This is a genomic window from Streptomyces sp. NPDC104831 (genome assembly GCF_055583025.1).
The window spans coordinates 42,044-62,849 of sequence record NZ_JBVJOT010000006.1; the positions used below are offsets into that span (position 1 = coordinate 42,044).

General features: G+C 71.6%; 20 protein-coding genes and 1 pseudogene. 14 read left to right on the forward strand and 7 right to left on the reverse strand.

The window, feature by feature from the left end; all coding sequences use genetic code 11:
- Positions 1-77: 77 nt before the first annotated feature.
- Together ACZ63H_RS06155 and ACZ63H_RS06160 are read left to right on the forward strand one after the other, a co-directional pair.
- Complete coding sequence (locus ACZ63H_RS06155) at positions 78-989, forward strand: LysR family transcriptional regulator (RefSeq protein ID WP_469862612.1); 912 nt, start codon at positions 78-80, stop codon at positions 987-989.
- Positions 990-1,231: 242 nt separating this feature from the next.
- Positions 1,232-2,032: a DoxX family protein gene (locus ACZ63H_RS06160; protein WP_469862614.1), complete on the forward strand. Its 801-nt coding sequence runs from the start codon at positions 1,232-1,234 to the stop codon at positions 2,030-2,032.
- A gap of 519 nt (positions 2,033-2,551) precedes the next feature.
- On the opposite strand, the gene ACZ63H_RS06165 is transcribed toward ACZ63H_RS06160, so the two are convergent.
- Positions 2,552-3,283 carry an acetoacetate decarboxylase gene (locus ACZ63H_RS06165; RefSeq protein WP_469862616.1) on the reverse strand — a complete coding sequence of 244 codons (732 nt, stop codon included), beginning with the start codon at positions 3,281-3,283 and terminating at the stop codon, positions 2,552-2,554.
- 135 nt (positions 3,284-3,418) lie between these two features.
- On the opposite strand from ACZ63H_RS06165, the gene ACZ63H_RS06170 reads away from it, so the two are divergent.
- The 5 genes from ACZ63H_RS06170 to ACZ63H_RS06190 all read left to right on the forward strand — a co-directional run bounded on the left by ACZ63H_RS06170 (position 3,419) and on the right by ACZ63H_RS06190 (position 8,052).
- Positions 3,419-4,294 carry a 3-hydroxyacyl-CoA dehydrogenase family protein gene (locus ACZ63H_RS06170; protein ID WP_469862618.1) on the forward strand — a complete coding sequence of 292 codons (876 nt, stop codon included), beginning with the start codon at positions 3,419-3,421 and terminating at the stop codon, positions 4,292-4,294.
- Between the two features lie 36 nt (positions 4,295-4,330).
- Positions 4,331-4,963 (forward strand): TetR/AcrR family transcriptional regulator, encoded by a 633-nt coding sequence (locus ACZ63H_RS06175; RefSeq protein ID WP_469862620.1) that lies wholly within the window; start codon positions 4,331-4,333, stop codon positions 4,961-4,963.
- A gap of 179 nt (positions 4,964-5,142) precedes the next feature.
- On the forward strand, positions 5,143-5,781 hold the full coding sequence (locus tag ACZ63H_RS06180; protein WP_469862622.1) for a helix-turn-helix transcriptional regulator: 639 nt from the start codon (positions 5,143-5,145) through the stop codon (positions 5,779-5,781).
- A 32-nt stretch (positions 5,782-5,813) separates the two neighbouring features.
- Positions 5,814-6,302 carry a DUF3291 domain-containing protein gene (locus ACZ63H_RS06185; protein WP_469862624.1) on the forward strand — a complete coding sequence of 163 codons (489 nt, stop codon included), beginning with the start codon at positions 5,814-5,816 and terminating at the stop codon, positions 6,300-6,302.
- 157 nt (positions 6,303-6,459) lie between these two features.
- Complete coding sequence (locus tag ACZ63H_RS06190; RefSeq protein WP_469862626.1) at positions 6,460-8,052, forward strand: amidase family protein; 1,593 nt, start codon at positions 6,460-6,462, stop codon at positions 8,050-8,052.
- Between the two features lie 340 nt (positions 8,053-8,392).
- On the opposite strand, the gene ACZ63H_RS06195 is transcribed toward ACZ63H_RS06190, so the two are convergent.
- Positions 8,393-8,662: a DUF4190 domain-containing protein gene (locus tag ACZ63H_RS06195; protein WP_469862628.1), complete on the reverse strand. Its 270-nt coding sequence runs from the start codon at positions 8,660-8,662 to the stop codon at positions 8,393-8,395.
- 308 nt (positions 8,663-8,970) lie between these two features.
- Between ACZ63H_RS06195 and ACZ63H_RS06200 the strand changes: the two genes are divergently transcribed.
- Together ACZ63H_RS06200 and ACZ63H_RS06205 are read left to right on the forward strand one after the other, a co-directional pair.
- Positions 8,971-9,813 carry an RNA polymerase sigma factor SigF gene (locus tag ACZ63H_RS06200; RefSeq protein WP_469862630.1) on the forward strand — a complete coding sequence of 281 codons (843 nt, stop codon included), beginning with the start codon at positions 8,971-8,973 and terminating at the stop codon, positions 9,811-9,813.
- A 306-nt stretch (positions 9,814-10,119) separates the two neighbouring features.
- Entirely contained in the window at positions 10,120-10,401 is a 282-nt protein-coding gene (locus ACZ63H_RS06205) for a hypothetical protein (protein ID WP_469862632.1), read from the forward strand.
- Between the two features lie 90 nt (positions 10,402-10,491).
- Here the strand turns inward: ACZ63H_RS06205 and ACZ63H_RS06210 are convergent, their stop codons facing one another.
- Entirely contained in the window at positions 10,492-11,445 is a 954-nt protein-coding gene (locus tag ACZ63H_RS06210; protein ID WP_469862634.1) for a YihY/virulence factor BrkB family protein, read from the reverse strand.
- A gap of 462 nt (positions 11,446-11,907) precedes the next feature.
- Here ACZ63H_RS06210 and ACZ63H_RS06215 point away from each other — a divergent pair, with 462 nt between their 5' ends.
- Positions 11,908-13,101: a phospholipase D-like domain-containing protein gene (locus tag ACZ63H_RS06215; protein WP_469862636.1), complete on the forward strand. Its 1,194-nt coding sequence runs from the start codon at positions 11,908-11,910 to the stop codon at positions 13,099-13,101.
- A gap of 120 nt (positions 13,102-13,221) precedes the next feature.
- Here the strand turns inward: ACZ63H_RS06215 and ACZ63H_RS06220 are convergent.
- Positions 13,222-13,563 (reverse strand): annotated as a pseudogene (locus ACZ63H_RS06220) (DUF1996 domain-containing protein); the annotation flags it as partial.
- 178 nt (positions 13,564-13,741) lie between these two features.
- Between ACZ63H_RS06220 and ACZ63H_RS06225 the strand changes: the two are divergent.
- Complete coding sequence (locus tag ACZ63H_RS06225; protein WP_469862638.1) at positions 13,742-15,388, forward strand: glycoside hydrolase family 27 protein; 1,647 nt, start codon at positions 13,742-13,744, stop codon at positions 15,386-15,388.
- Between the two features lie 137 nt (positions 15,389-15,525).
- The gene (locus tag ACZ63H_RS06230) at positions 15,526-16,737 is read left to right on the forward strand and encodes an SGNH/GDSL hydrolase family protein (RefSeq protein ID WP_469862640.1); all 1,212 of its coding nucleotides are present in this window, start codon (positions 15,526-15,528) and stop codon (positions 16,735-16,737) included.
- A gap of 117 nt (positions 16,738-16,854) precedes the next feature.
- On the opposite strand, the gene ACZ63H_RS06235 is transcribed toward ACZ63H_RS06230, so the two are convergent.
- The 3 genes from ACZ63H_RS06235 to ACZ63H_RS06245 all read right to left on the reverse strand — a co-directional run bounded on the left by ACZ63H_RS06235 (position 16,855) and on the right by ACZ63H_RS06245 (position 19,634).
- The gene (locus ACZ63H_RS06235; RefSeq protein WP_469862642.1) at positions 16,855-18,447 is read right to left on the reverse strand and encodes an MFS transporter; all 1,593 of its coding nucleotides are present in this window, start codon (positions 18,445-18,447) and stop codon (positions 16,855-16,857) included.
- Positions 18,448-18,637: 190 nt separating this feature from the next.
- The gene (locus tag ACZ63H_RS06240) at positions 18,638-19,108 is read right to left on the reverse strand and encodes a MarR family winged helix-turn-helix transcriptional regulator (RefSeq protein WP_469862644.1); all 471 of its coding nucleotides are present in this window, start codon (positions 19,106-19,108) and stop codon (positions 18,638-18,640) included.
- Positions 19,109-19,175: 67 nt separating this feature from the next.
- On the reverse strand, positions 19,176-19,634 hold the full coding sequence (locus ACZ63H_RS06245) for an Lrp/AsnC family transcriptional regulator (protein WP_467936873.1): 459 nt from the start codon (positions 19,632-19,634) through the stop codon (positions 19,176-19,178).
- A 62-nt stretch (positions 19,635-19,696) separates the two neighbouring features.
- On the opposite strand from ACZ63H_RS06245, the gene ACZ63H_RS06250 reads away from it, so the two are divergent.
- Entirely contained in the window at positions 19,697-20,446 is a 750-nt protein-coding gene (locus tag ACZ63H_RS06250) for an AzlC family ABC transporter permease (RefSeq protein WP_469862646.1), read from the forward strand.
- Positions 20,439-20,768: a branched-chain amino acid transporter permease gene (locus ACZ63H_RS06255; RefSeq protein ID WP_469862648.1), complete on the forward strand. Its 330-nt coding sequence runs from the start codon at positions 20,439-20,441 to the stop codon at positions 20,766-20,768. Before ACZ63H_RS06250 ends, ACZ63H_RS06255 begins: the two co-directional genes overlap by 8 nt.
- Positions 20,769-20,806: the final 38 nt, after the last annotated feature.

Below are 20,806 nucleotides of genomic sequence, written 5' to 3' on the forward strand. Positions count from 1 at the left end.
CTGTGGATGGTCGGCATCCACCGGGTTTATTCCCGCCGCTCACGTCCCTGCTCGTTGCCCAGCGCGAGGACCGATCCGTGAACCTGACCCGCCTCGACCTCAACCTCGTCGTCGCCCTGCGCGCCCTGCTGGAGGAGCGCAACGTCACCCGCGCCGGGGAGCGCGTCGGCCTCAGCCAGCCCGCCATGAGCGCCGCCCTCGCCCGGCTGCGCCGCCACTTCGACGACGACCTGCTCGCCCGCGTCGGCGGCCACTACGAGCTGACCGCCCTCGGCCAGGTCCTCCTGGACCGCACCGCCACCGCCTACGACGTGCTGGAACGCCTCTTCTCCAGTCAGGCCGACTTCGATCCGGCCAACGAGAGCCGCGAGTTCCGGCTGCTGGCGTCCGACTACGCGATAGCCGTCTTCGGCACCGAACTCGCCCGCGTCGTGCACGAGGAGGCCCCCGGCATCCGGCTCCGCTTCACCCAGACCCAGCCGGCCGTGGTCGACGACACCGCCACCCTGCTCAGCGCCACCGACGGCCTGCTCATGCCGTACGGCGTGATCAGCGACTTCCCCGCCACCGACCTCTACGACGACCGCTGGGTCTTCCTCGTCGCCGACGACCACCCCACCGTCGAGGACCGGCTCACCCGGCACGACCTCGCCCGGCTGCCGTGGGTGACGTACCAGCGCACCTACGACGCGCCGGCCGTGCGCCAGCTCGGCATGCTCGGCATCGAACCGCGCGTGGAGGTGTCCGTCGACAGCTTCCAGCTCCTGCCGCTGCTGGTCACCGGCACCCGGCGCATCGCCCTGATCCAGGCGCGGCTGGCGCGGATGCTGACGCCGATCGCCGCCGTCCGGGTGGTGGAGCCGCCCTACGAGGCGGTGCCGTTGCGCGAGGCGCTGTGGTGGCACCCGGTCCACACCCACGACGCGGCCCACATCTGGCTGCGGGAGACGGCCCAGCGGGTCGGCAGCCGCCTGCCCGGCGTGTCGTAGAAGAAGGGCCCGGGGACGGCGCGGGGCAACCCGCGGCGTGGCCCCATCCACAGCGTGGATGGGGGGCATCGGCGCTTTCGATGAACCGGGGGATTCCGCTGGACGGGGGCGCGCCGCACAGTGGCGCATACGTCATCGGCCGGTGCCGTCGCGACGGATACCGCCGGGCTCGGCAGGGCACGGCCGGCCGCGCGGACCGGCGATGACATGCGCACCCGTCACCTGTGGGAGAGGAATCCGCCATGCCCGCTCACCGGCCGGACAGCCTGAGGCGCGCCGTCGGCGTCGCCCCGGCCCACCGATTCGAGGATGTCGCGCCGGCTGTCGCACGGCTCGTCGCCGGAGCCGTCATGACGGTCCACGGTCTCGACAAGTTCGTCGACGGACCGGCCGGGTTCGGCGCGTTCCTCGGCGGCAGGGGTGTGCCCGCGCCGACCGTGACGGCATGGGCGGTCACGGTCGGGGAGTCGGTCGCCGGGGTCTTCCTCGTCCTCGGGCTGTTGTCACGGCTGACCGCGCTGCTGCTGACCGTCCACGTGTGTCTGGCGACGGTGCTGGTCAACGCGGACACCGGGTTCATGACATCCCAGCAGGGGGCCGCGAGCGGGACGGGGGCCGAGTTCCCGCTGGTGACGGTGGCGGGGCTGCTCGTCGTCCTGCTGGCCGGGCCGGGCCCACTCGCGCTCGACCGCGTCCTCGGAGTCGAAGCGGTCGCGCCGAGGCGTCCCGGGCCCGCCGGCGACCGGCGGCCGTCCGCGGTGCGCGCCTCGGTCGTCAGCGGCGTGATCGGAGGCGTGATCGGCGCGGTGATGAGCGCGCTGGCCAACTACGTGGTCGTCGGGGTGCCCTCCAGCGCCGGGGTGAACGCCGCCAACCACGCCGTGTCCGGGCTGATCAGCGGCTTTCTCGCCGGGTTCCTCGGGCTGCTGACGCACCAGCGACGCCACGGCCCCCGGGCGCGGCCCACGGCCGGTGACGTCCCGCCCGCACCCGCCGTTCCGGCGCTGCCGGTCGATCTGCGGGCTTCGGGGGACTCCGCGTGAACACGAAGGCTCTGGCCATCCGCACCGTGTCCGGGTGGGAAACGGTTCAGCCGGTGCCGGGACCCGCCTGACCGGCCGGCGTGCTCCGCCCTGTGACTGTCGCAGACGCTGGCGCCGTCGTCGGCGGGCCCCGTGCGGGTGGTGCCCTGGTAGTGCAGCGAACTGCCCGTGGGCAGCAGGAGTGGGGCGTCGTCGAGGGGGATGCCGGCTCCGGCTCCGGCTCCGGCTTCGGCGACGGCCTTCTCGGCCCGTTCGACGGTGGTCAGGTCGCGGTCGCTGTAGCGGTAGTGGACGCGCGGGGCGGGCAGCCCGTGGGCGTCGGCCGCGGTGCCGGTGAACTCGACGCGGTCGTCGGGGAGATGTCCTTGGCACGGAACAGCCCAGTCCGAGGGACGACAACGAACCCTACCGAGGCCGCGACCGGGTCCGCCGCCGGCACGCCCTGCTCCGGTCGCTGAACGGGAGCGCGGGCCCGGCATGACGTCCTAGGGAGCGTCCGGCCGGATGCCCGGGGCGCTCCTACCGCCAGTCCGCGAGATAGTCGTGCACGGGCGTCATCGGGGACAGCGTGAGGTCGGTGACGATGTGGCTGGCCGAGACGACCTCCCGTACCGGCAGGTCCGCCAGGGGTGCCATGACGTGCTCGAACAGTTGCAGCCTGGCGGGGCCGGCCCAGGCGGCCTTGACCGTGAGGTCCGTGATGCGGGTGCGGACCAGCTCGCAGACCCGGCCGGGGACGATCTTCACGGCATAGGTCGGTACGCCGATCTGCGCACGGGCCTCGGCCGTGTCGAGCGGCTCCCACTGGTAGGCCATCGTCGCGGTGGCCACCCGCTGGGTGCCGTAGTCGAGGGTGCCGACCAGGGCTCCCCGGTCGGCGAAGAGCGCGGGGCTGCCGATCGTCTTGGGGTAGGCGGACAGCTCGCGGCCGGCGACGGTGGCCCCGAAGTGGTCGAGGTGCATGGCGTGCAGGTACTCGCCGTGCTCCTCGCCGTACCGGACCGGTATCACCTGTCCGCACTCCAGGTACGGACCGAAGCCCTCGACATCGCCCATCTTCATCACCTCGAACCGCACCAATGGCTCGGGGCCGGGTTCCAGCGGCTCCGGCACGGCCTCGCGCAGGGCGTCCGGGTCGGTGCGGTAGACGACGTTGAAGTACTCCCGATCGGTGAACCGGGTGGCACGCGGCGGGAAGACGGGGGTGTGCAGGGGAGTGCTCATCCGGCGGCGGACGGTTTCGGCGCGCATGAGGGGCTCGCTCTCTCGGGTGGGGACCCATTTGCATACATCATGTATCGGATACATCCTGTATCCGATGGGCGGTGTCAGGCAACCCGAGCGGCTGCCGGCGCCGCGTCCCGATCTCCCGGAAGAAGCACCACCATGGCTTTCGCCCTCCCCACCGGCATCGAATCCCGCCCCGTCGCCGTGATCGGCGCCGGAACGCTCGGCCGCCGGATCGCCCTGATGTTCGCCACCCGCGGCGGCGAGGTGCGGATCCACGACCCCAACCGGACCGCCGCCGACGAGGCCGCCGCCTTCGTCGCGGACCATGTGGGCGAGGTCGCGGCCACGATCGAGGGCGGCCGCCCCGGCACCGCCGTGGCCCACACCGACCGGATCGCTGCCCTGGCCGGCGCCTGGCTGGTGGTGGAGGCCGTGCCCGAGCGCCTCGACCTGAAGAAGCGGGTCTTCGCGCGGCTCGACGAGGACGCGGCCCCCGACGCCATCCTCGCCAGCAACTCCTCGTCCTACCCGACCAGTCGGTTCATCGACGGCGTCGCGCACCCCGAGCGGGTGGTGAACATGCACTTCTACATGCCGCCCCGGCAGGCCGCCGTCGACCTGATGTCGGACGGGCGGACCGACCGCGCGGTCCTGGACTTTCTCCTCCGGGAGCTGCCCCGGTACGGCGTCCACCCCTTCGAGGCCCACAAGGAGAGCACCGGCTTCATCTTCAATCGCATCTGGGCCGCCATCAAGCGCGAGTCGCTGGCCGTGGTCGCGGAAGGCGTCTCCACCCCGCGCGACGTGGACCGCATGTGGGAGATCAACATGGGCCTCGAAGCGGGACCGTTCCGGATGATGGACCAGGTCGGCCTGGACGTCGTGCTCGACATCGAGAACCACTACGCGGCCGAGAACCCCCACCTGCCCGAGGGCCCGCGTGAGCTGCTGCGCCGCTATGTGAGTGCCGGACGCCTGGGGGTGAAGACGGGGCGGGGCTTCTACGACGACTACCCGTCCGCCGCCGCGTAGGCTGATCCGGTCCAGCCCCCCAAGGAAAGGTTCCGCGTGCCCAGGACTCCGACCAAGCGCCGCCCCGTGACCCGCGCCGCGCTCATCGACAGCGCGCAGGCGCTGTTCACGGAGCGGGGTTTCCACGCCACGTCGATCAGCGACATCGTCGAGCGCGCGGGGCTCACCCGGGGGGCCTTCTACTCCAACTACCGGGACAAGGAAGAACTCTTCCTCGCCCTCTACGACACCCACACCGAGAACCTGCTCGCCTCCCTGCGCGAGGCGGCGGCCGGGCCCGAGTCCGGGCCGGACACCCTCGACCGGCTGCTCGCCCGGATCGGCGAGCGGGCCCACGAGCCGCAGTGGTTCCTCGCCTCCATGGAGTTCACCCTTCACGCGGCCCGTCACCCGGAACTGGCCGAGGCGCTGGCCGAGCGCGAGGAGCGGCTCGTCGAGGGCCTGGCCTCGCTCCTGACGGCGGCGCTGGCCCGGCTGGACCGCCGGCCGTCGATCGCCGTCACCGATCTGAGCCGGCTGATGATCTCGCTGTTCGAGGGCCTGGCCGCCCTGCGCGCCAGCCACGGCGCCCGCCCCGACGCCCAGCAGCTGCCCCAGCGCGTCGCACCGCGCATCCTGGACGCCCTGACCGAGCCCCTGGGTGGCAGCGGGGCGTCCGAAGGATCCTGACCGCACGGCCGACGGCGGCAACGTGCCGGGTCCACCTCCCGCCGCCGGCGCGACGGGCCGATCGGACCGCCGGCCGCCCGGCCGTCACCGGTCGCACCGCCGGCCGGACGGCCCGACGAGCGGTGCTGCCGGCTCCCTCGGCATCGGTGACGAGCTCACACGGGTCATAGAGTCGGCGTGTGACTGACGAAGACTCCTCGTTCGACGTGCTGGCCGTGCTGAGCGACCCCGTGCGGCGCCGCCTCTACCGATACGTCGCCGCCGCCCCCGAGGAGGTGGGCCGTGACGGAGCCGCGGAAGCGGCCGGGATCTCCCGGTCGCTGGCCGCCTTCCACCTGGACAAGCTGGTCGAGGCCGGGCTGCTCACCGTCTCCTTCCGCCGGCTGTCCGGACGCACCGGCCCCGGGGCGGGGCGGCCGGCGAAGCTGTACCGGCGCGCCGAGGCGGAGCACTCCGTCTCCGTGCCGCCGCGGTCGTACGACGAGGCAGGCCGGCTGCTCGCCGAGGTGCTGGAGAACGCCGGGCTGGACCGGGAGCTGCAGGCCGCGGCGAGGGCGGCGGGTGCGTCCCATCCGCACGCCCGTGCCGACGACGTGGAGGCGGCGCTGAGGGCCCGCGGCTACGAGCCCTTCTGGGACGGGGAGACGCTGCGGCTGCGCAACTGCCCCTTCCACGCGCTGGCCACGGAGTTCCCCGCCCTGATCTGCGGGATGAACCTGGCGCTCATCGAGGGCCTGGCGCCCGGGCAGTGGTCACCGGAGATGGATCCGTGCCCCGGCGGCTGCTGCGTGGCTCTTTCTAAAAACAAAAATGATTGACGATAGAAGTCCGGCCAGGTCATGCTGTGCTCATGAGTGAGTCGCACCTGGCCCAGGTCAACATCGGCCGCATCGTCGCCCCGCTGGACAGCCCCGAGTTGGCCGACTTCGTCGCCCTGCAACCGGAGATCAACGCGCTTGCCGACCAAAGCCCCGGATTCGTCTGGCGCATGGTGGACGCCGGCGGCATGGACGCGACCGGCATCCGCCCCGACGGGCACGACGCGCAACTGCTGTTCAACTGCTCGGTCTGGGAATCGGTCGAAGCCCTCCGGAACTTCACCTACCGCAGCGATCACCTTCGCGTACTGGGCCGCCGCCGGGAGTGGTTCCGCCGCATGACCGAGGCTCACCATGCCATGTGGTGGATCCCGGCGGGCCACCGCCCGACCGTCGCCGAGGCGTTGGAGCGGGTCGCGATGCTGCGTGAGAACGGACCCGGTCCGCAGGCGTTCACCTTCCGCGACCCGCACCCGGCCCCGGGCGAAGAGGCGCGACTCCCCGCCTGCACGCGGCCCTGACCGTGGGCGAACAGGATGTCGCGGGCCGGACCGCGCCGGGTTTCCGGCCTCGCCGACGCGTCCGGCGCCGGGGCGGGCCGGTGCGGGATCCGGCCGTGGGGGCGGGTGGGCGGGGCGCTCTTGTGCCGGACGGCTGCGTGTAGTGGGCTGTGCGGCCATGAAGAGAAGAAGCAGGACGGTACTCGCCGCGGCCCTGGTCGTGGTGCCCCTTCTGGCGGGCGCGCCCGGCCAGCGGGCCGACGCCGCCGACGGTGTGGCGCAGCGGGCCGGCGCGTCCCCGGCGGCCGGACTGGACCTCGACACGGTGACGATCCCCGAGTTGCAGCGGCGCATGGAACGCGGGTCGCTCACGTCGTCGGCGCTGACACGGGCGTACCTGCGACGGATCCAGACCGTCGATCCGAAGCTGCACGCGGTGCTGCGCACGAGCCCGACGGCCCTGCGCCAGGCGGCCGCCAGCGACGCCAGGCACCGCCGGGGGACGGTCCGCGGCCCGCTCGACGGCATCCCCGTACTGCTCAAGGACAACGTGAACACGCGCGACATGCCGACGACCGCCGGGTCGTTCGCGCTGGCCACGCGCCCCCCGGACACGGACGCGGTGCTGGTCGGCAGGCTCCGGGCGGCAGGCGCGGTGATCCTGGGCAAGGCCAACATGTCGGAGTGGGCCAACTTCCGGGCGGCGAAGCCGACGTCGGGGTGGTCGGCCGTGGGAGGACAGACCAACAACCCGTACGTCCTGGACCGCAATCCGTGCGGTTCGTCGTCCGGTTCGGCCGCCGCGCTCGCCGCGTCCTTGGCGCAGGTGGCGATCGGGACCGAGACGGACGGCTCCATCGTGTGCCCGGCCGGGATGAACGGGGTCGTCGGCCACAAGCCCAGCCTGGGAGTGGTCAGCGCGTCGGGCGTCGTCCCGATCTCCGCCGAGCAGGACACCGCCGGGCCGATGGCGCGCAACGTGACGGATGCCGCGCTCACCCTCTCCGTGCTCGGCGGCCGCGACACCGTGCGCGCCGGCGGCCCGCGCCTCACGGACGCGGCGAAGCGACCCGGTGGTCTGCGGGGCAAGAGGATCGGGCTGTGGCGGCTGCCCTCGCTCGGTCCGGAGACGGACGCCGTGATGACGCAGGCGGCGGACCGGCTGCGCGGCGCGGGCGCACAAGTCGTCGACGTGACCCCGCCCTACCAGGACCGGCTCGCCGAACTCGAGTTCCCGGCGCTGCTGAGCGAGTTCCACCGGGACATCGACGCCTACCTCGCCACCCGGAGCGGACCGCGGAGCCTCGCCGGGCTGGTCGAGTTCAACCGTACGCACCCGGCCGAACGGACCTGCTTCGCGGGCCAGGAACTGTTCGAGCAGGCGTTGGCGGCGCCTTCGACCACCGATCCACGGTACCGGGCCATGCGGGCGGAGCTGAAGGATCTCTCCCGGAGGTCCATCGACGAGACCATGGCCGCCCACGGCCTGGACGCCATCGCTTCCCCGGCGAATCCGCCGGCTTGGACGACCGACTGTGCCCGGGGCGACAACGACGTCATTCCGTCCTCCACGCCGGCCGCCGTCGCCGGATACCCGTCGCTGTCCGTGCCCGCGGGATCCGTCGGAGAGTTGCCCGTCGGTCTGCTCCTGATGGCCGGTGACCGCGAGGACGCGGAACTGCTGTCCCTCGGAGCGCTGGTGGAGCAGCGGTTGGCCGCCTGGCGGGCGCCCCGGTACCTGCCCTCCCAGCCACCCGGCACCTCGCGGTGAGACGGCCGCCCCGCCGCCGCACCGGCCCCACGGGAACAGCGGCCTTCCCCGGCGACCCCGGAGTCACGAAAGCCTTCCCGCACGGGCCGGTTCCCGAGGGCGGCTCCGGGGTGGCGGGTGTGGGACCACGTACACGGCCGCGGGGGGGGGGGGGGGGGGGGGGGGGGGGGGGGGGGGGGGGGGGGGGTGGTTGTGGGGGGGGGGGGGGGGGGGGGGGGGGTGGGGAACCACGCACACGCCCGCCCCCCCCCCGGCGGGGGAGCCGGGGGCGCCGCGGGCATGTCCTGCCCCTTCCGGGCGGTGCGCGCCGGGTGACCGGTGCGGGCGCTGGTGCGGCGGGTCAGCCGACGTGCCAGGTGAAGGCGCCCCCGTTCTGGGCGGCGACGGCGAACATCACGATCATGAGGACGAGGTCGGCCACGCCGAGGCCGATGTCCCACTTCGCCATCGTGGAACCGGTCTGCCGCAGGGCCACGGCGCCGAAGACGATGGCCAGCGGCCCCAGGACGATCGGCAGGATGAACAGGCCGACGATGCCGCAGACCAGTCCCGCGATGGCCAGACCGCTGGTCCGGCTCGTCTTGTGGGCGCCTGTGCTGTAGGACGTCATTACTTATCTCCCTAACCGCCGTTACTGTCTGCTTTCATCTCCTTCGGTTCTCCTCTGCTTGCCCGTCACAGCCGGGTCATGCCTGCCGGATGCGCACACAAGTCATCGCGGTCGGCGCGGAGTTGACGGTTCACACGGGCTGTTGAAGTGATCCGCCGGGAGCGGCCCGTCCCGCACCGTGGGTACGGAGCCGGGAGACCTCGAAAAAAACCGGAGAGTTCCGGGGCATGCCGGTCGGGCGCCGGGGTAGACGCTGGCTTGCCGGACAACCGGCCAAGGACAGTAACGACCGATTGGAAGGGCGCACCATGGCGACGACGACCGTGCAGAGGACCGCGCACGTGACGGACGTACCGGAGATCGCGGATCCCTCCAAGGTCGCGCCGAAGGACGCGCGGGAGCTGTCGAAGCTGTTCTTCGACCAGTTGGCGGTGCTGGAGGAGGGGACCCCCGAATACCAGTACGCGCGCAACACGCTCATCGAGATGAACATGTCCCTCGTCCGCTTCGCGGCCGGCCGGTTCCGCAGCCGGGGGCCGGAGGAGATGGAGGACATCGTCCAGGTCGGCATGATCGGACTGATCAAGGCCATCGACCGGTTCGAGATATCCCGTGAGGTGGAGTTCACCTCGTTCGCCGTGCCCTACATCGTCGGAGAGATCAAGCGGTTCTTCCGTGACACCTCCTGGGCCGTGCACGTTCCGCGCAGGCTTCAGGAAGCCCGTGTGCAGCTCGCCCGCGCCAACGAGGAACTGCGCAGCCGGCTGGGCCGGACGCCGACGACCAAAGAGCTGTCCGAGCTGATGAGCCTGCCGGAGGACGAGGTCGTGGAGGCCCAGCTGGCCTCCAACGGCTACAAGTCGGCCTCCCTGGACGCGGCGATCAACGGCAGCGAGGACGGCGAAGCCGCGCTGGCGGACTTCATCGGCGCCGATGACGCCGCCCTCGGCCTGATCGAGGACTTCCGCTCCCTCGCCCCGATGATCGCCGAACTCGACGAGCGCGACCGCAAGATCATCCACTGGCGCTTCGTCGAGGAGCTGACCCAGGCACAGATCGGCGAACACCTCGGCGTCTCCCAGATGCACGTCTCCCGCCTGATCTCCCGCCTCCTGGGCCGCCTGCGTGAGGGCATGCTGGCCACGGACTGACGACCGGGGGGAGCGGCATACCGCTCCGATCGGGCACACGTACGATCACGCGCCGGTGGACGAGGGGCTCCTGACCGCAGGGGCCCCTTCGGCGCGGGGATCGGTACGCGGACAGCAACAGAAGCGGGAACCGGACGGCCACGAGGCGGAGCGCCTCGTGGCCGTCGTCCTCGTCCGCCCGGTGGCGAGCGGATGCGGCGCCGGTGACGGCGAACCGCGGGCAGGCCGGCGGCCGGGTCCGGCCCCAGGCACACCGCGGCGGCCGGTTCACCGGCCCCCGCCCGGCCGGAGCCCCGGCAGGTCACCATGCCGCCGGCGGGGATCGCCGACAGCCCGGACACCTTCGAGCGGTTCCACGACCTCGTCGCCCGGTCCGGTGAGGCCCGGCAGAAGCGGCCCGTCAGGCACCTGACGGGCCGGCGCGGCTGCGAACGAGAACCGGCCTGTCCCGCTCTGGAGGCCGGTTCGGACTGCCCGACCGTCGACTACGGGGCGATCGACGCAGGGGACGCGACCGGGCAGGACGAGATGCCGGAGAAGCGCGTACATCCGGCCGGCACGGTCGGGGAGGAAGGATCGTGTCGCTGACCACGTTCGCGCCCGCGACTGCCACGCCGCGGTGGTACCGCATGGCGCCCGAGCCGATGAGCGCGAGAACCGCCACGACCCCTCGGCCCGTCAGACCCCGGGATCGGCGTGGACCGGGCCGGGACGCCGGCCGCGAGCCGCTTCCAGCTGGGCGGCGAAGGACAGGCCGAGGAACAGGGCGATGGAGGTCAGGTAGGCCCACAGCAGCAGGGACATGAAGGCGCTCAGGGGACCGTAGACGGTGTCGAACGAACCGCTGAGTTCGAGGTAGAGGCTCAGCAGCCAGGTCAGTGTCATCCACAGCACCAGGTACACGGCGGCGCCGAAGGCGAGCCAGGTGTAGCCGGGCTGCTTGCGGCGCGGTGCGCGGCGGAAGACGGTGCTGGCCGACAGGAGGGCGAGCAGCAGGCCGAAGGGCCAGCGAAGGATGTCCCACGCCCGCTGGGCGCTGTCGTCGAGGTGGTAGACGGCCACCGCCGCCGAGGCGAGGTCGTCCCCGGCGACCATGACGACGAAACCCAGTCCGAGGGGCAGCCCGGCGCTGACGGCCATGATCAGGCCGCGCAGGTACTTGCGGTGGAAGGGGCGGTCGCGTTCGTTGCCGTAGATCCGGTTGGCGCCGCGCTCGATCTGGCACATCGCGGTGGTGACGTTGACCAGTGAGAAGACGGCGCCGAACCAGAGGGCGATCGCGGCGCCGTCGCCCGCCGTGCGCCGGCTGCGCTCCAGCGCGTCGTCGACGACATCGGCACTGGGGCCCTGGGCGATCCTGTGGATCGTCAGTTCCGCCAGCCTGCCGATGCTCTCCGTGTGCAGCGTGGTGGACAGGCCGACGAAGGCGATCGCCAAGGGGATGACGGCGAGGACCGTCTGCAGGGCGAGGGCACGGGAGTGACTGAACCCGTCGGCGTAACGGAAGCGGACGAAGGCGTCCCTGAGCAGCGGCCAGCCTCCGTAGCGGCGCAGCGCCGCCCACGCCTCGTCGCCGGACAGTTCCTCCCCACTCATGTCCCGTGTCTCGGGCACCTTCGTCGCGGTACCCATTCACTTCCCTCCTTCCGGCGACCACGTGACGGGAGCCCCGGACCGGGCCGTACGGCGCCCGTCCGCGCGGTGACGGTCCACCGCCACGGTGCCCGGCGGGCGGACGCCGGGACCCACCCCCGGTCTCTCGCCGGGCGGCCCGGCAGGTGTCCCGGATACAGCGGTCGGCATGCGTACTCCCCTGATCGACATCACGCCGCGAGGCCCGGCCGGAGGCGGAATCCCCCGGCCCCTCGCCGTATGCCCGCTGAGCCCGGAAGCAGACGGGCCGCAACGCGCCGCACTCCGCCTCGGTGCGGTCGGCGATCACCCTGCTCACCGTCCCGGGCCGCCGGGCGGACGGCGCCACCGGCGGGGAGTGCCGCGGTGCCCATCGGGCATCCTGGTTCTCGGGCTCCTGCGGCAGCCCGACCGATCCGGCCGCATGAATCGAACGGGAGAGACGACGTGATACTCGACGGCATGCCGACGGCCCCGGCCCAGGGCACCGCGACGGACGCGGCGATGCGCAAGCAGCGTCTGCGCCGCCGCCTGGAGCGGCTGATCGGCATCGCCGCCACCGAAGGGAACGAGCTCGTCCCGCTGCGCAACGGCGACGAGATCTTTCCCGCGATGCTCGACGCGATCGGCTCGGCCCGGCACACGATCGACATGATGACGTTCGTCTACTGGCGTGGTCAGATCGCCCGCGACTTCGCCTTCGCGCTCGCCGAGCGCGCCCGGGCGGGGGTACGCGTCCGGTTGCTGCTGGACGGGTTCGGTGCCAAGGAGATCGAGCGGCAACTGCTGGACCTCATGGACACGGCGGGTGTGCAGGTGGCCTGGTTCCGCAAGCCGGTCTGGCTGTCGCCGTTCAAGCAGAACCACCGTTGCCACCGCAAGGCCCTCGTCGTCGACGAACAGACCGCGTTCACCGGGGGCGTCGGCATCGCGGAGGAATGGTGCGGGGACGCCCGCGATCCGGGGGAGTGGCGCGACACCCATGTCCAGGTGCGCGGGCCCGCCGTGGACGGCATCGCGGCCGCGTTCGCGCAGAACTGGGCCGAGTGCCACGACGAACTGTTCGACGACCGCGACCGCTTCACCGAGCACCCGCAGCCCGGCTCGTCCATCGTGCAGGTCGTGCGTGGCTCCGCCAGCATCGGCTGGCAGGACATGCAGACCCTCATCAGGGTCATGCTCACCTCCGCCGAGGAGCGTTTCCGCCTCGCCACCGCCTACTTCGCGCCCGACACCTATTTCATCGACCTGCTGTGCCGCACCGCCCGCCGGGGCGTGCGGGTGGAGATCCTCCTCCCCGGCCCCCACACCGACCAGCGCGCCTGTCAGCTCGCCGGCCAGCACCACTACACACGGCTGCTGGAAGCGGGCGTCCACATCCGCCAGTACCAGCCGACCATGATGCACGCCAAGATCATCACGGTGGACTCGGTCGCCGCCCTGATCGGCTCCACCAACTTCAACCGCCGCTCCATGGACCACGACGAAGAGGTCATGCTCGCCGTGCTGGACGAGGAGTTCACCGCCGCCCTCGACCGAGACTACGACGCGGACCTGGAGCGCAGCGTCGAGATCGACCTGCACCGGTGGAGACGGCGGACCGTGCTCCAGCGCGCCAAGGAAGCCGCCGTCACCCCGGTCCGCCGCTTCCTGTGAGCGTCACGGCGCGGTCCGGGCCCCGTGGCCCGGTGCGGCACGCAGGACGGCCGCGGCACGGGTCCCGTCCGCCGAGCGGCGACCCGCCCCCGCGCGTGACGCACTGGGACGGGCCTGCGGTCAGGGCAGCCGGTAGTCCGGGCCGAGGGCCGCGCCGGCCTCCGGGTGTGTCTGGTCGTAGCCGCGGGCGTCGCACTGGAGGCCGCCCACGATGCAGTGGTCGACCATGGCCTTGAGGGTGCGTTCCTCCCACGCGTTGAAGAAGTCGTAGTGGAAGGAGTAGCCGCGGCCGCTGGCCAGGCGTACCTGGCTCATGTCGCCGTTGACCGGGAAGGCCATTTTGAACTCGATCATCGGGACGGCGACCGGGTGGTCGGCGGGGCACATGTTGTCGTTGGTGCCGGGCTTGACGACCGGGTAGGCCATGTGGCTCTGGCGGTCCGGTGTGTCGAAAGTTTCGCCGGATCGCCTTGCCGATACTCCTGTGCGCAACCGCCCGGACGTCCTGTTGTGGCGGATGGTGCGGCGGGGAGGTTGACATGCCCGGCCGACTCTCTACCATCCGGGGGGCACGAGTTTCCGAATGGCGTCCGAAATTTCGGACCCGTTTTCTCGGGTCCCTCCCGGCGAAGGAGCTTCGGTGTTCAGACGATCAGGTGGGCGGCTGTTTCGCCTTGTGGCGGCCGTGGCGATGACGGTGGCCGCGTGTGTGACGGCTTCGGTGGGTTCGACTGCCTCGGCGGCGCCGGGGAGTCCGGCTCTGACTCCGCCGTTGGGCTGGAACAGCTGGAACAGTTTCGGGTGCGGGGTCACGGAGGCGCAGGTGCGCCAGGCCGCGGACGCGATGGTGTCCTCGGGGATGCGGGACGCGGGGTACCGGTATGTGGTGGTGGACGACTGCTGGTTCGATCCGCAGCGTGACGCGCAGGGCAATCTGCGGGCGAACGCGGCGAAGTTCCCCAGTGGCATGAAGGCGCTGGGGGACTACATCCACGGCAAGGGGCTGAAGTTCGGCATCTACCAGGTGCCGGGGGAGCGGACGTGCGCGCAGGCCACGGGCGGCTACCCGGGGTCGACGGGCAGCAGGGGGCACGAGGCGCAGGACGCCGCCGTGTTCGCGTCCTGGGGCGTGGACTACCTGAAGTACGACTGGTGTTCGTCCAGCGGGACGCGCGAGGAGCAGGTCGCACGGTTCACCCTGATGCGTGATGCGCTGCGTGCCACCGGACGGCCGATCGTGTACAACATCAACCCCAACAGTCTGCACGCCATCACCGGCGCCGCCTACAACTGGGGCGAGGTCGCCGATCTGTGGCGCACGACCGAGGACCTGCTCGACATCTGGCAGAACGGCAACACCAACAGCTACCCGATGGGGGTGGGCAACGTCCTGGACGTCACCGCGCCGCTGGCCGCGCAGTCGGGACCGGGACACTTCAACGACCCGGACATGCTGGTCGTGGGCCGGCCCGGGCTGTCCCTGACCGAGTCCCGTTCCCACTTCGCCCTGTGGGCGCTGATGGGCGCCCCGCTGATGGCGGGCAACGACATCCGCACGATGCCGGCCGAGGTGAGCGCCGTGCTGCGCAATCCGGGGCTGTTGGCGGTGGACCAGGATCCGCTGGCGGCGGGCGGGCGCAGGGTCCGTGACGACGGTGCCACCGAGGTGTTCGCCAAGCCGCTGGCGGACGGTTCGGTGGCGGTGGGCCTGTTCAACCGGTCACAGGAGACGGCCACGCTCACCACGACGGCCGCGCAGGTCGGGCTGTCGGGCGGGCCGTTCTCCCTCACCGACCTGTGGAGCGGTGCCACTTCGGCCACCTCGGGGCAGATCTCGGCGAGCGTGCCCGCGCACGGTGTGGCCGTCTTCCGGGTGAGCGGCGGCAGTCCGCTGGCCGCGACCACCTCGCGTCTGCGGGGCGGTGCGTCCGGCCGCTGCGCGGACGTGGACAACGCCTCCACCGCCGCGGGTGCGAAGGTACTGCTGTGGGACTGCCACACCGCGGCCAACCAGTTGTGGACCACCTGGGCGGGTGGTGAGATCCGCGTCTACGGCGACAAGTGCCTGGACGCCTACGACCAGGGCACCACGAACGGTACCCGCGTCGTCACCTGGCCCTGCAACGGCCAGGACAACCAGAAGTGGACCCTCGGTTCCGACGGGACGATCCGCAACATCCACGCCGGGCTGTGCCTGGACGCCAGTGGGGCCGGCACCGCCAACGGGACCCCGCTGGTCCTGTGGACCTGCAACGGCCAGACCAACCAGAAGTGGAACCGCGCTTGACGAGTGGGTCGAGTCGCACCCCGTGCGACGACACGCCACAGCGCTGCGGCCCCGGGCCCGGCACAGGTTCCCCAGGAACGACGGCGGCACCTCCCGGAACCCCCGGCGACCTACGCGAACCGAGCAAGGAGACATGGATGAAGGGAAGGGCTATGACACGCGAGGCGTCGTGGCGGAGACACGGCGGACGCACAGCGGTGCTGACCGCGGTGGGCTCCTTACTGGCGGCGCTGTTGTCCGCGTGGGGAACTGCGGGCACGGCGCAGGCCGCGACCGGGAACGGGGCCGAGGCCGTGCGATACGCCGGCCGGGACGCGGGCGGCCGGCAAGGGCGACCGCTCCCCGCGACGGGCGTGCTGGAACGGGTGCACACCGCGGGGCGGGTCAAGGACGCCGGGAGCACGGTGCAGTACAGCTGGCCCGGCGTGTACTTCGAGGGCCTTGTCAGGGGCACCGGCGTGGGCATCGTGCTGAACGACTCGGCGGCCGACTACGACGTCCGGATCGACGGAACCACCGTCGCCACGTTGTTCACACCCGGTGACACCACGCACTGGATCAACGGCCTGTCGAACGCCACGCACACCGTGCGGCTCGTCAAGCGCAGCGACAGCCCGGGTGACATCAGCGCGTTCGGTGGTTTCGTCGCCGCGCCCGGCGGGGCCGTACTGCGCGGGCCGGCGCCGCGCGACCGGCAGATCGAGTTCATCGGGGATTCCCTGACCGTGGGCTACGGCAACCTCTCCACCACGCGCGAGTGCGCAGGGGACCAGGTCAGGCGCACCACCAACGCCGACGTGAGCTACGGCGCCCTCACCGCTCGGCGGCTGAACGCCGACTACCAGATCAACGGCTACTCAGGCCTCGGCATGGTGCGCAACTACAACGGCGGCTCGCCGGACGTCACGTACCGGACCTTCTACGACCGCGCCCTGCTGAGCGTGTCCGGCGACGTGTGGCAGAACCCGGGCACCTGGCACCCCCGGCTGGTGGTGGTCAACCTCGGCACCAACGACTTCTCGACCGCCGTCAACCCCGGCGAGCCGTGGACCCCCGACAGTCTCGCGGCGGCCTACCGCACCGCCTACGGCGACTTCCTCCGGAAGCTGCGGACTCGGTACGGGGCCGCGACCACCATCGTGGCAGTGGGCGCGGGCCAGTTCGCCGCCCACGTCCAGCAGGTCGTCAAGGCCCGCAACGACGCCGGCGACAGCGGGGTGCGCTACTGGTTCCTCGACGACTCGGGGCTGGACTTCCAGGGCTGCCACTGGCACTACTCGGTACACGACGACCGGCTCATCGCGGACCGGCTCACCTCGTTCATCGCCGGTCTGCGCATGAACTGGTGACACCGGCGACGAGCCGGGAGCACCAAGCGGGCGGGCAGGACCCCGGCCCGTGGGTGACAACCCGGCCGAGCCGCCACCGTCTCGCGGTCGGCTCGGCCGGGCAGGTCCCGTCCGCCCTCAGTGACGGGCCGCGTCGGGAGCGCGCCGCACACCGGCGACTGCCGTCAGCGCGCCGATGACGGCCAGCACACCGGAGACCAGCGCCGCGGTGTGCACACCGTTCATGAAGGCATGGTGGCTGCCCTCGACGACCGCCGCCCCGAGCTGGTCCGGCATCCCGCCCGAGACCGGGGCGACGCCCATGGACACCGCGTCCTTCGCCTCGCCCAGCCCTTCGGCCGCGGTCGCGGGCACGCCGGCCGCGGTCAGTTCACCGGTGAGGGTGGAGCCGACGCGGCTGCTGATCAGCGACACCAGCACCGAGGTGCCGAGGGCGCCGCCGACCTGCAGGGCCGTGGCCTGCAGGCCGCCGGCGACGCCGCCGTCCTCGACCGGCGCGTTGCCGACGATGGCGTCCGAGGAGGAGGACATCACCATGCCGACGCCCAAGCCGAGCGCGACGAACGGCGGCCACATCAGGGCGTACGGGGAGTCGGCGCTCCAGCCGAGCATGACGAAGCAGGCAGCCGCCTGCAGGGCCATGCCCAGCGGCATCGTCAGCCGGGGACCGAACCTCTCGGTGAGCGCGGCCCCCAGCGGGGAGGCCACGACCGACGCGAGGCTGAGCGGCAGTGTGCGCACACCCGCCTGGACGGGGGTGAAACCGCGGACGTTCTGCAGGTACAGCATCACGAAGAAGATCACGCCGAGCAGGACGAAGAAGTTCAGCGCGGTGATGACGGTGCCGATGGACAGGGCCGGGTTGCGGAACAACCGCATGGGCAGCAGGGGGTGGGCGACCCGCGTCTCGTACCAGCCGAACAGCAGCAGCAGCACGACGCCGGCCGCGATGGCACCGAGGGTGCCGGCCGAGGTCCAGCCCCACGTCTCGCCCTTGACCACGCCGAACACCACGGCGAGCAGGCTGACGGCCAGCAGCACGACGCCGGGTATGTCGAACCTCTGCTGGGCGGCTGCCGTGTTCTTGCTCTGCGGCAGGACGACGACGCTGAACACGAGGGCGATGACGCCGATGGGGGCGTTGATGTAGAAGACGGACTCCCAGTTCACGTGCTCGACGAGCGCGCCTCCCACGATGGGGCCGAGGGCCGTGGAGACGGAGGAGACCATGGCCCAGATGCCGACCGCCATGCCGAACTTCTTCGGCGGGAAGACGGCCCGCAGGATGCCGAGGGTGTTGGGCATCAGCAGGGCCCCGAAGAAGCCCTGCACGGCACGGAAGGCGATGACGCCCCCGATGGAGCCGGTGAGCCCGATGGCGACGGACGCCACCGTGAAACCCGCGACGCCGATCAGGTAGAAGGTGCGGCGCCCGAACCGGTCCCCGAGCTTGCCACCGAGTATCAGGGCCGCCGCGAGGGCCAGCAGGTAGGCGTTGGTCACCCACTGCAGGTCGGCGGTGCCGGCGTTCAGGTCCCGGCCGATCTCGGGGTTGGCGATGGAGACGACCGAGCCGTCGAGGCCGACCATGAACAGCCCGAACGCGACGGCGATCAGGGACAGCCACGGGTTGGCACGCGGACCGCGCGGGCGGTCCGCGTGCTGCGCCCCGTCGACGGGCGCGGGGGAACTCGGAACTTCGGAGGGCATGACGATTCAGTCCTTCATGAGGGTGCCCGGGTCCGGACGGCAGGGACGTCCGTGCGAGAGGCAGGCGCAGCCGACGTCGCCGGGACCACGGGGCGGAAACAGGAAACCCGAAAGGGGCGACACGGTGGGAGGCGAGCCCGAAAGGCCCCTCAACGCGCGTACCGGACCCCCATGGGGCCGGTACGGGTCGTCACCGGTCGGAGTTGAGGCGCTCCGCGAGCGCGTTCAGCGACCCCAGGGCCGCGCCGAGGGCCTTCAGATCGCCGTCGGTCATCGTGCTCAACGCGGCCGTGACGTGGGCGCTCATCAGCCGGTGGACCCCGCTCAGCTCGAGCCTGGCCCGCTCGGTCAGGTGCAGGTGCGCGACCCGCTTGTCGGCGGGGTCCTGCCGGCGCTCCAGCAGACCTTGCTCGGTCAGCTGCGACACGAGTGCGCTGACGTTGCTGGGCTTCATCAGCAGGGACTCGGCGGCCTTGCGCACCGTCACTCCGTCATGGGCCTCGACGTGCCGCAGCAGGGCGAGCTGGGCCTCGGGAGGCTTGGGGTGGGGATATTCCCGGCCGACTCGCCGGTCCAGGGCGCGGGACAGCGCGGGCAGGGACGCCACGAGGCCCGAGGCCACCTGGCGAATGTCCTGAGCGGACACGCTGCGCTGATCCATGGCACGCAGCATAGGTATAAGAAAATAACTATGTCAACATACGTAATAGGGATCCGGTGGTGCCGCCCTACCCGATGGTCTTGATCTCCTTCATGGTCAGGTGGGACTCCAGGCGCCGGACGGCGGGCAGGCAGCTGAGCTTGCCGGTGAGGAACGCTTCGTAGGCGGCGTGGTCGGCGACGGCCACGCGGATGAAGTAGTCGGGGCGTCCGTACATGCGGCGGAACTCGACGACCTCCTCGTACGACGCCACGGTGTCCTCGAACTCCTCGAAGCTCTTGCGGTCCTGGGCGTAGATCTCCACGTCGATCAGGACCTCCAAGGCGCGGCCCACGGCCTCGGGGTTGATGACGGCCCGGTAGCCCGTGATGACCCCGGCCTCCTCCAGCCGTTTGACCCGGCGCAGGCACGGCGGAGGGGTGAGGCCGACCCGCTTGGCCAGTTCGACGTTGGTCAGCCGCCCGTCCTCACGCAGATGAAACAGAATTTCTCGATCGACCGCATCGAGGGTGATTTTATTGCTCACGCCGCGATCCTAAGGCAAAGACGGGCAACCATATAACGCGCGATTCTTCATAAAATTACTCCATGGATGCACCTCCTGTCGCCACCGGCAGCGGCCCCCGGCCCGGTCCCGTCATCCCGTCCACGGCACTGTCGCAGGCGGCCGCGGCCTTCAGGGACTCCACCGGAGTGGGCCTGGGATTCCTTCCGCTCGGACTCGCCTTCGGCGCTCTGGCGACACAGGCGGGTCTGGACTGGTGGTGGGCGGGGCTGTCCGCGACGCTGGTCTTCGGCGGATCGTTCGAGTTCCTGCTCATCGGGATGGTCACCGCCGCGGTCCCGTTGGCCGGCATCGCGGCGTCCGCGTTCCTGGTGAACGTCCGGCACGTCTTCTACGCGCTGTCCTTCCCCCTCGACCGGGTGCGGGGCCGCCTCGGCAGGGCCTACAGCACCTTCACGCTGTGTGACGAGGCGTACGCGCTGGCCACCGGGAAACGGGCCCGCTCCTGGTCCGGCCCGCGCCTCCTGTGGTTCCAGTTCCTGCTGCACCTGTACTGGGCCGGCAGTTCGACGACCGGAGCCCTGCTCGGCTTCCTCGTGCCCGACAGCGTCACCGGCCTGGACTTCGCGCTGACCGCCCTGTTCACCGTGCTCGCCCTCGATGCCGCGCGGGAGCTGCGCGGTGATCTGCCCACCCCTTCGCTGGCCCTGCTCAGCGCCCTGGCCGCCCGGCTGCTGTTCCCGTCGCGGATGCTGCTGGTCGCCTTCGCGCTGTTCACCGCCGCCCTCCTGGCCCGCCACCTCGCCACCGGCAGGAAGACCGCTCATGCCTGACACCGGCCACGCCGTCGCCGCGATCCTCGTCTCCGCCGCCGTCACCTGGGCCCTGCGCGCCCTGCCGTTCGCGGCGCTGGCTCCGCTGCGCGCCAGCGCCACCGTGCGCTTCCTCAGCACCCGCATGCCCGCGGGTGTCATGGTGATCCTCCTCGTCTACTGCCTGCACGACGTCCCGGTGACCGAGGCCCGCGCCGTGGCCCCGTCGGCCGCCCTGGCCGTCACCGTCGGCCTGCACCTGTGGCGCCGCAACGCGCTGTCGAGCATTCTCGGCGGCACCGCCGTCCACGTCCTTCTGGCGAGTACGGTCTTCGCGCGCTGACCCTTGCCCGGGAGGAGTTCCGGCGACCACACGTGCTT

What these genes read in the sequence shown, in the direction of transcription:
- ACZ63H_RS06230 (WP_469862640.1), top strand. Translation starts at nt 15,526, where the DNA reads ATGAAGGGAAGGGCTATGACACGCGAGGCGTCGTGGCGGAGACACGGC.
- ACZ63H_RS06185 (WP_469862624.1), top strand. Translation starts at nt 5,814, where the DNA reads ATGAGTGAGTCGCACCTGGCCCAGGTCAACATCGGCCGCATCGTCGCC.
- ACZ63H_RS06170 (WP_469862618.1), top strand. Translation starts at nt 3,419, where the DNA reads ATGGCTTTCGCCCTCCCCACCGGCATCGAATCCCGCCCCGTCGCCGTG.
- ACZ63H_RS06250 (WP_469862646.1), top strand. Translation starts at nt 19,697, where the DNA reads ATGGATGCACCTCCTGTCGCCACCGGCAGCGGCCCCCGGCCCGGTCCC.
- ACZ63H_RS06235 (WP_469862642.1), bottom strand. Translation starts at nt 18,447, where the DNA reads ATGCCCTCCGAAGTTCCGAGTTCCCCCGCGCCCGTCGACGGGGCGCAG.
- ACZ63H_RS06190 (WP_469862626.1), top strand. Translation starts at nt 6,460, where the DNA reads ATGAAGAGAAGAAGCAGGACGGTACTCGCCGCGGCCCTGGTCGTGGTG.
- ACZ63H_RS06165 (WP_469862616.1), bottom strand. Translation starts at nt 3,283, where the DNA reads ATGCGCGCCGAAACCGTCCGCCGCCGGATGAGCACTCCCCTGCACACC.
- ACZ63H_RS06210 (WP_469862634.1), bottom strand. Translation starts at nt 11,445, where the DNA reads ATGGGTACCGCGACGAAGGTGCCCGAGACACGGGACATGAGTGGGGAG.
- ACZ63H_RS06200 (WP_469862630.1), top strand. Translation starts at nt 8,971, where the DNA reads ATGGCGACGACGACCGTGCAGAGGACCGCGCACGTGACGGACGTACCG.
- ACZ63H_RS06215 (WP_469862636.1), top strand. Translation starts at nt 11,908, where the DNA reads ATGCCGACGGCCCCGGCCCAGGGCACCGCGACGGACGCGGCGATGCGC.
- ACZ63H_RS06160 (WP_469862614.1), top strand. Translation starts at nt 1,232, where the DNA reads ATGCCCGCTCACCGGCCGGACAGCCTGAGGCGCGCCGTCGGCGTCGCC.
- ACZ63H_RS06240 (WP_469862644.1), bottom strand. Translation starts at nt 19,108, where the DNA reads ATGGATCAGCGCAGCGTGTCCGCTCAGGACATTCGCCAGGTGGCCTCG.
- ACZ63H_RS06255 (WP_469862648.1), top strand. Translation starts at nt 20,439, where the DNA reads ATGCCTGACACCGGCCACGCCGTCGCCGCGATCCTCGTCTCCGCCGCC.
- ACZ63H_RS06205 (WP_469862632.1), top strand. Translation starts at nt 10,120, where the DNA reads ATGCCGCCGGCGGGGATCGCCGACAGCCCGGACACCTTCGAGCGGTTC.
- ACZ63H_RS06195 (WP_469862628.1), bottom strand. Translation starts at nt 8,662, where the DNA reads ATGACGTCCTACAGCACAGGCGCCCACAAGACGAGCCGGACCAGCGGT.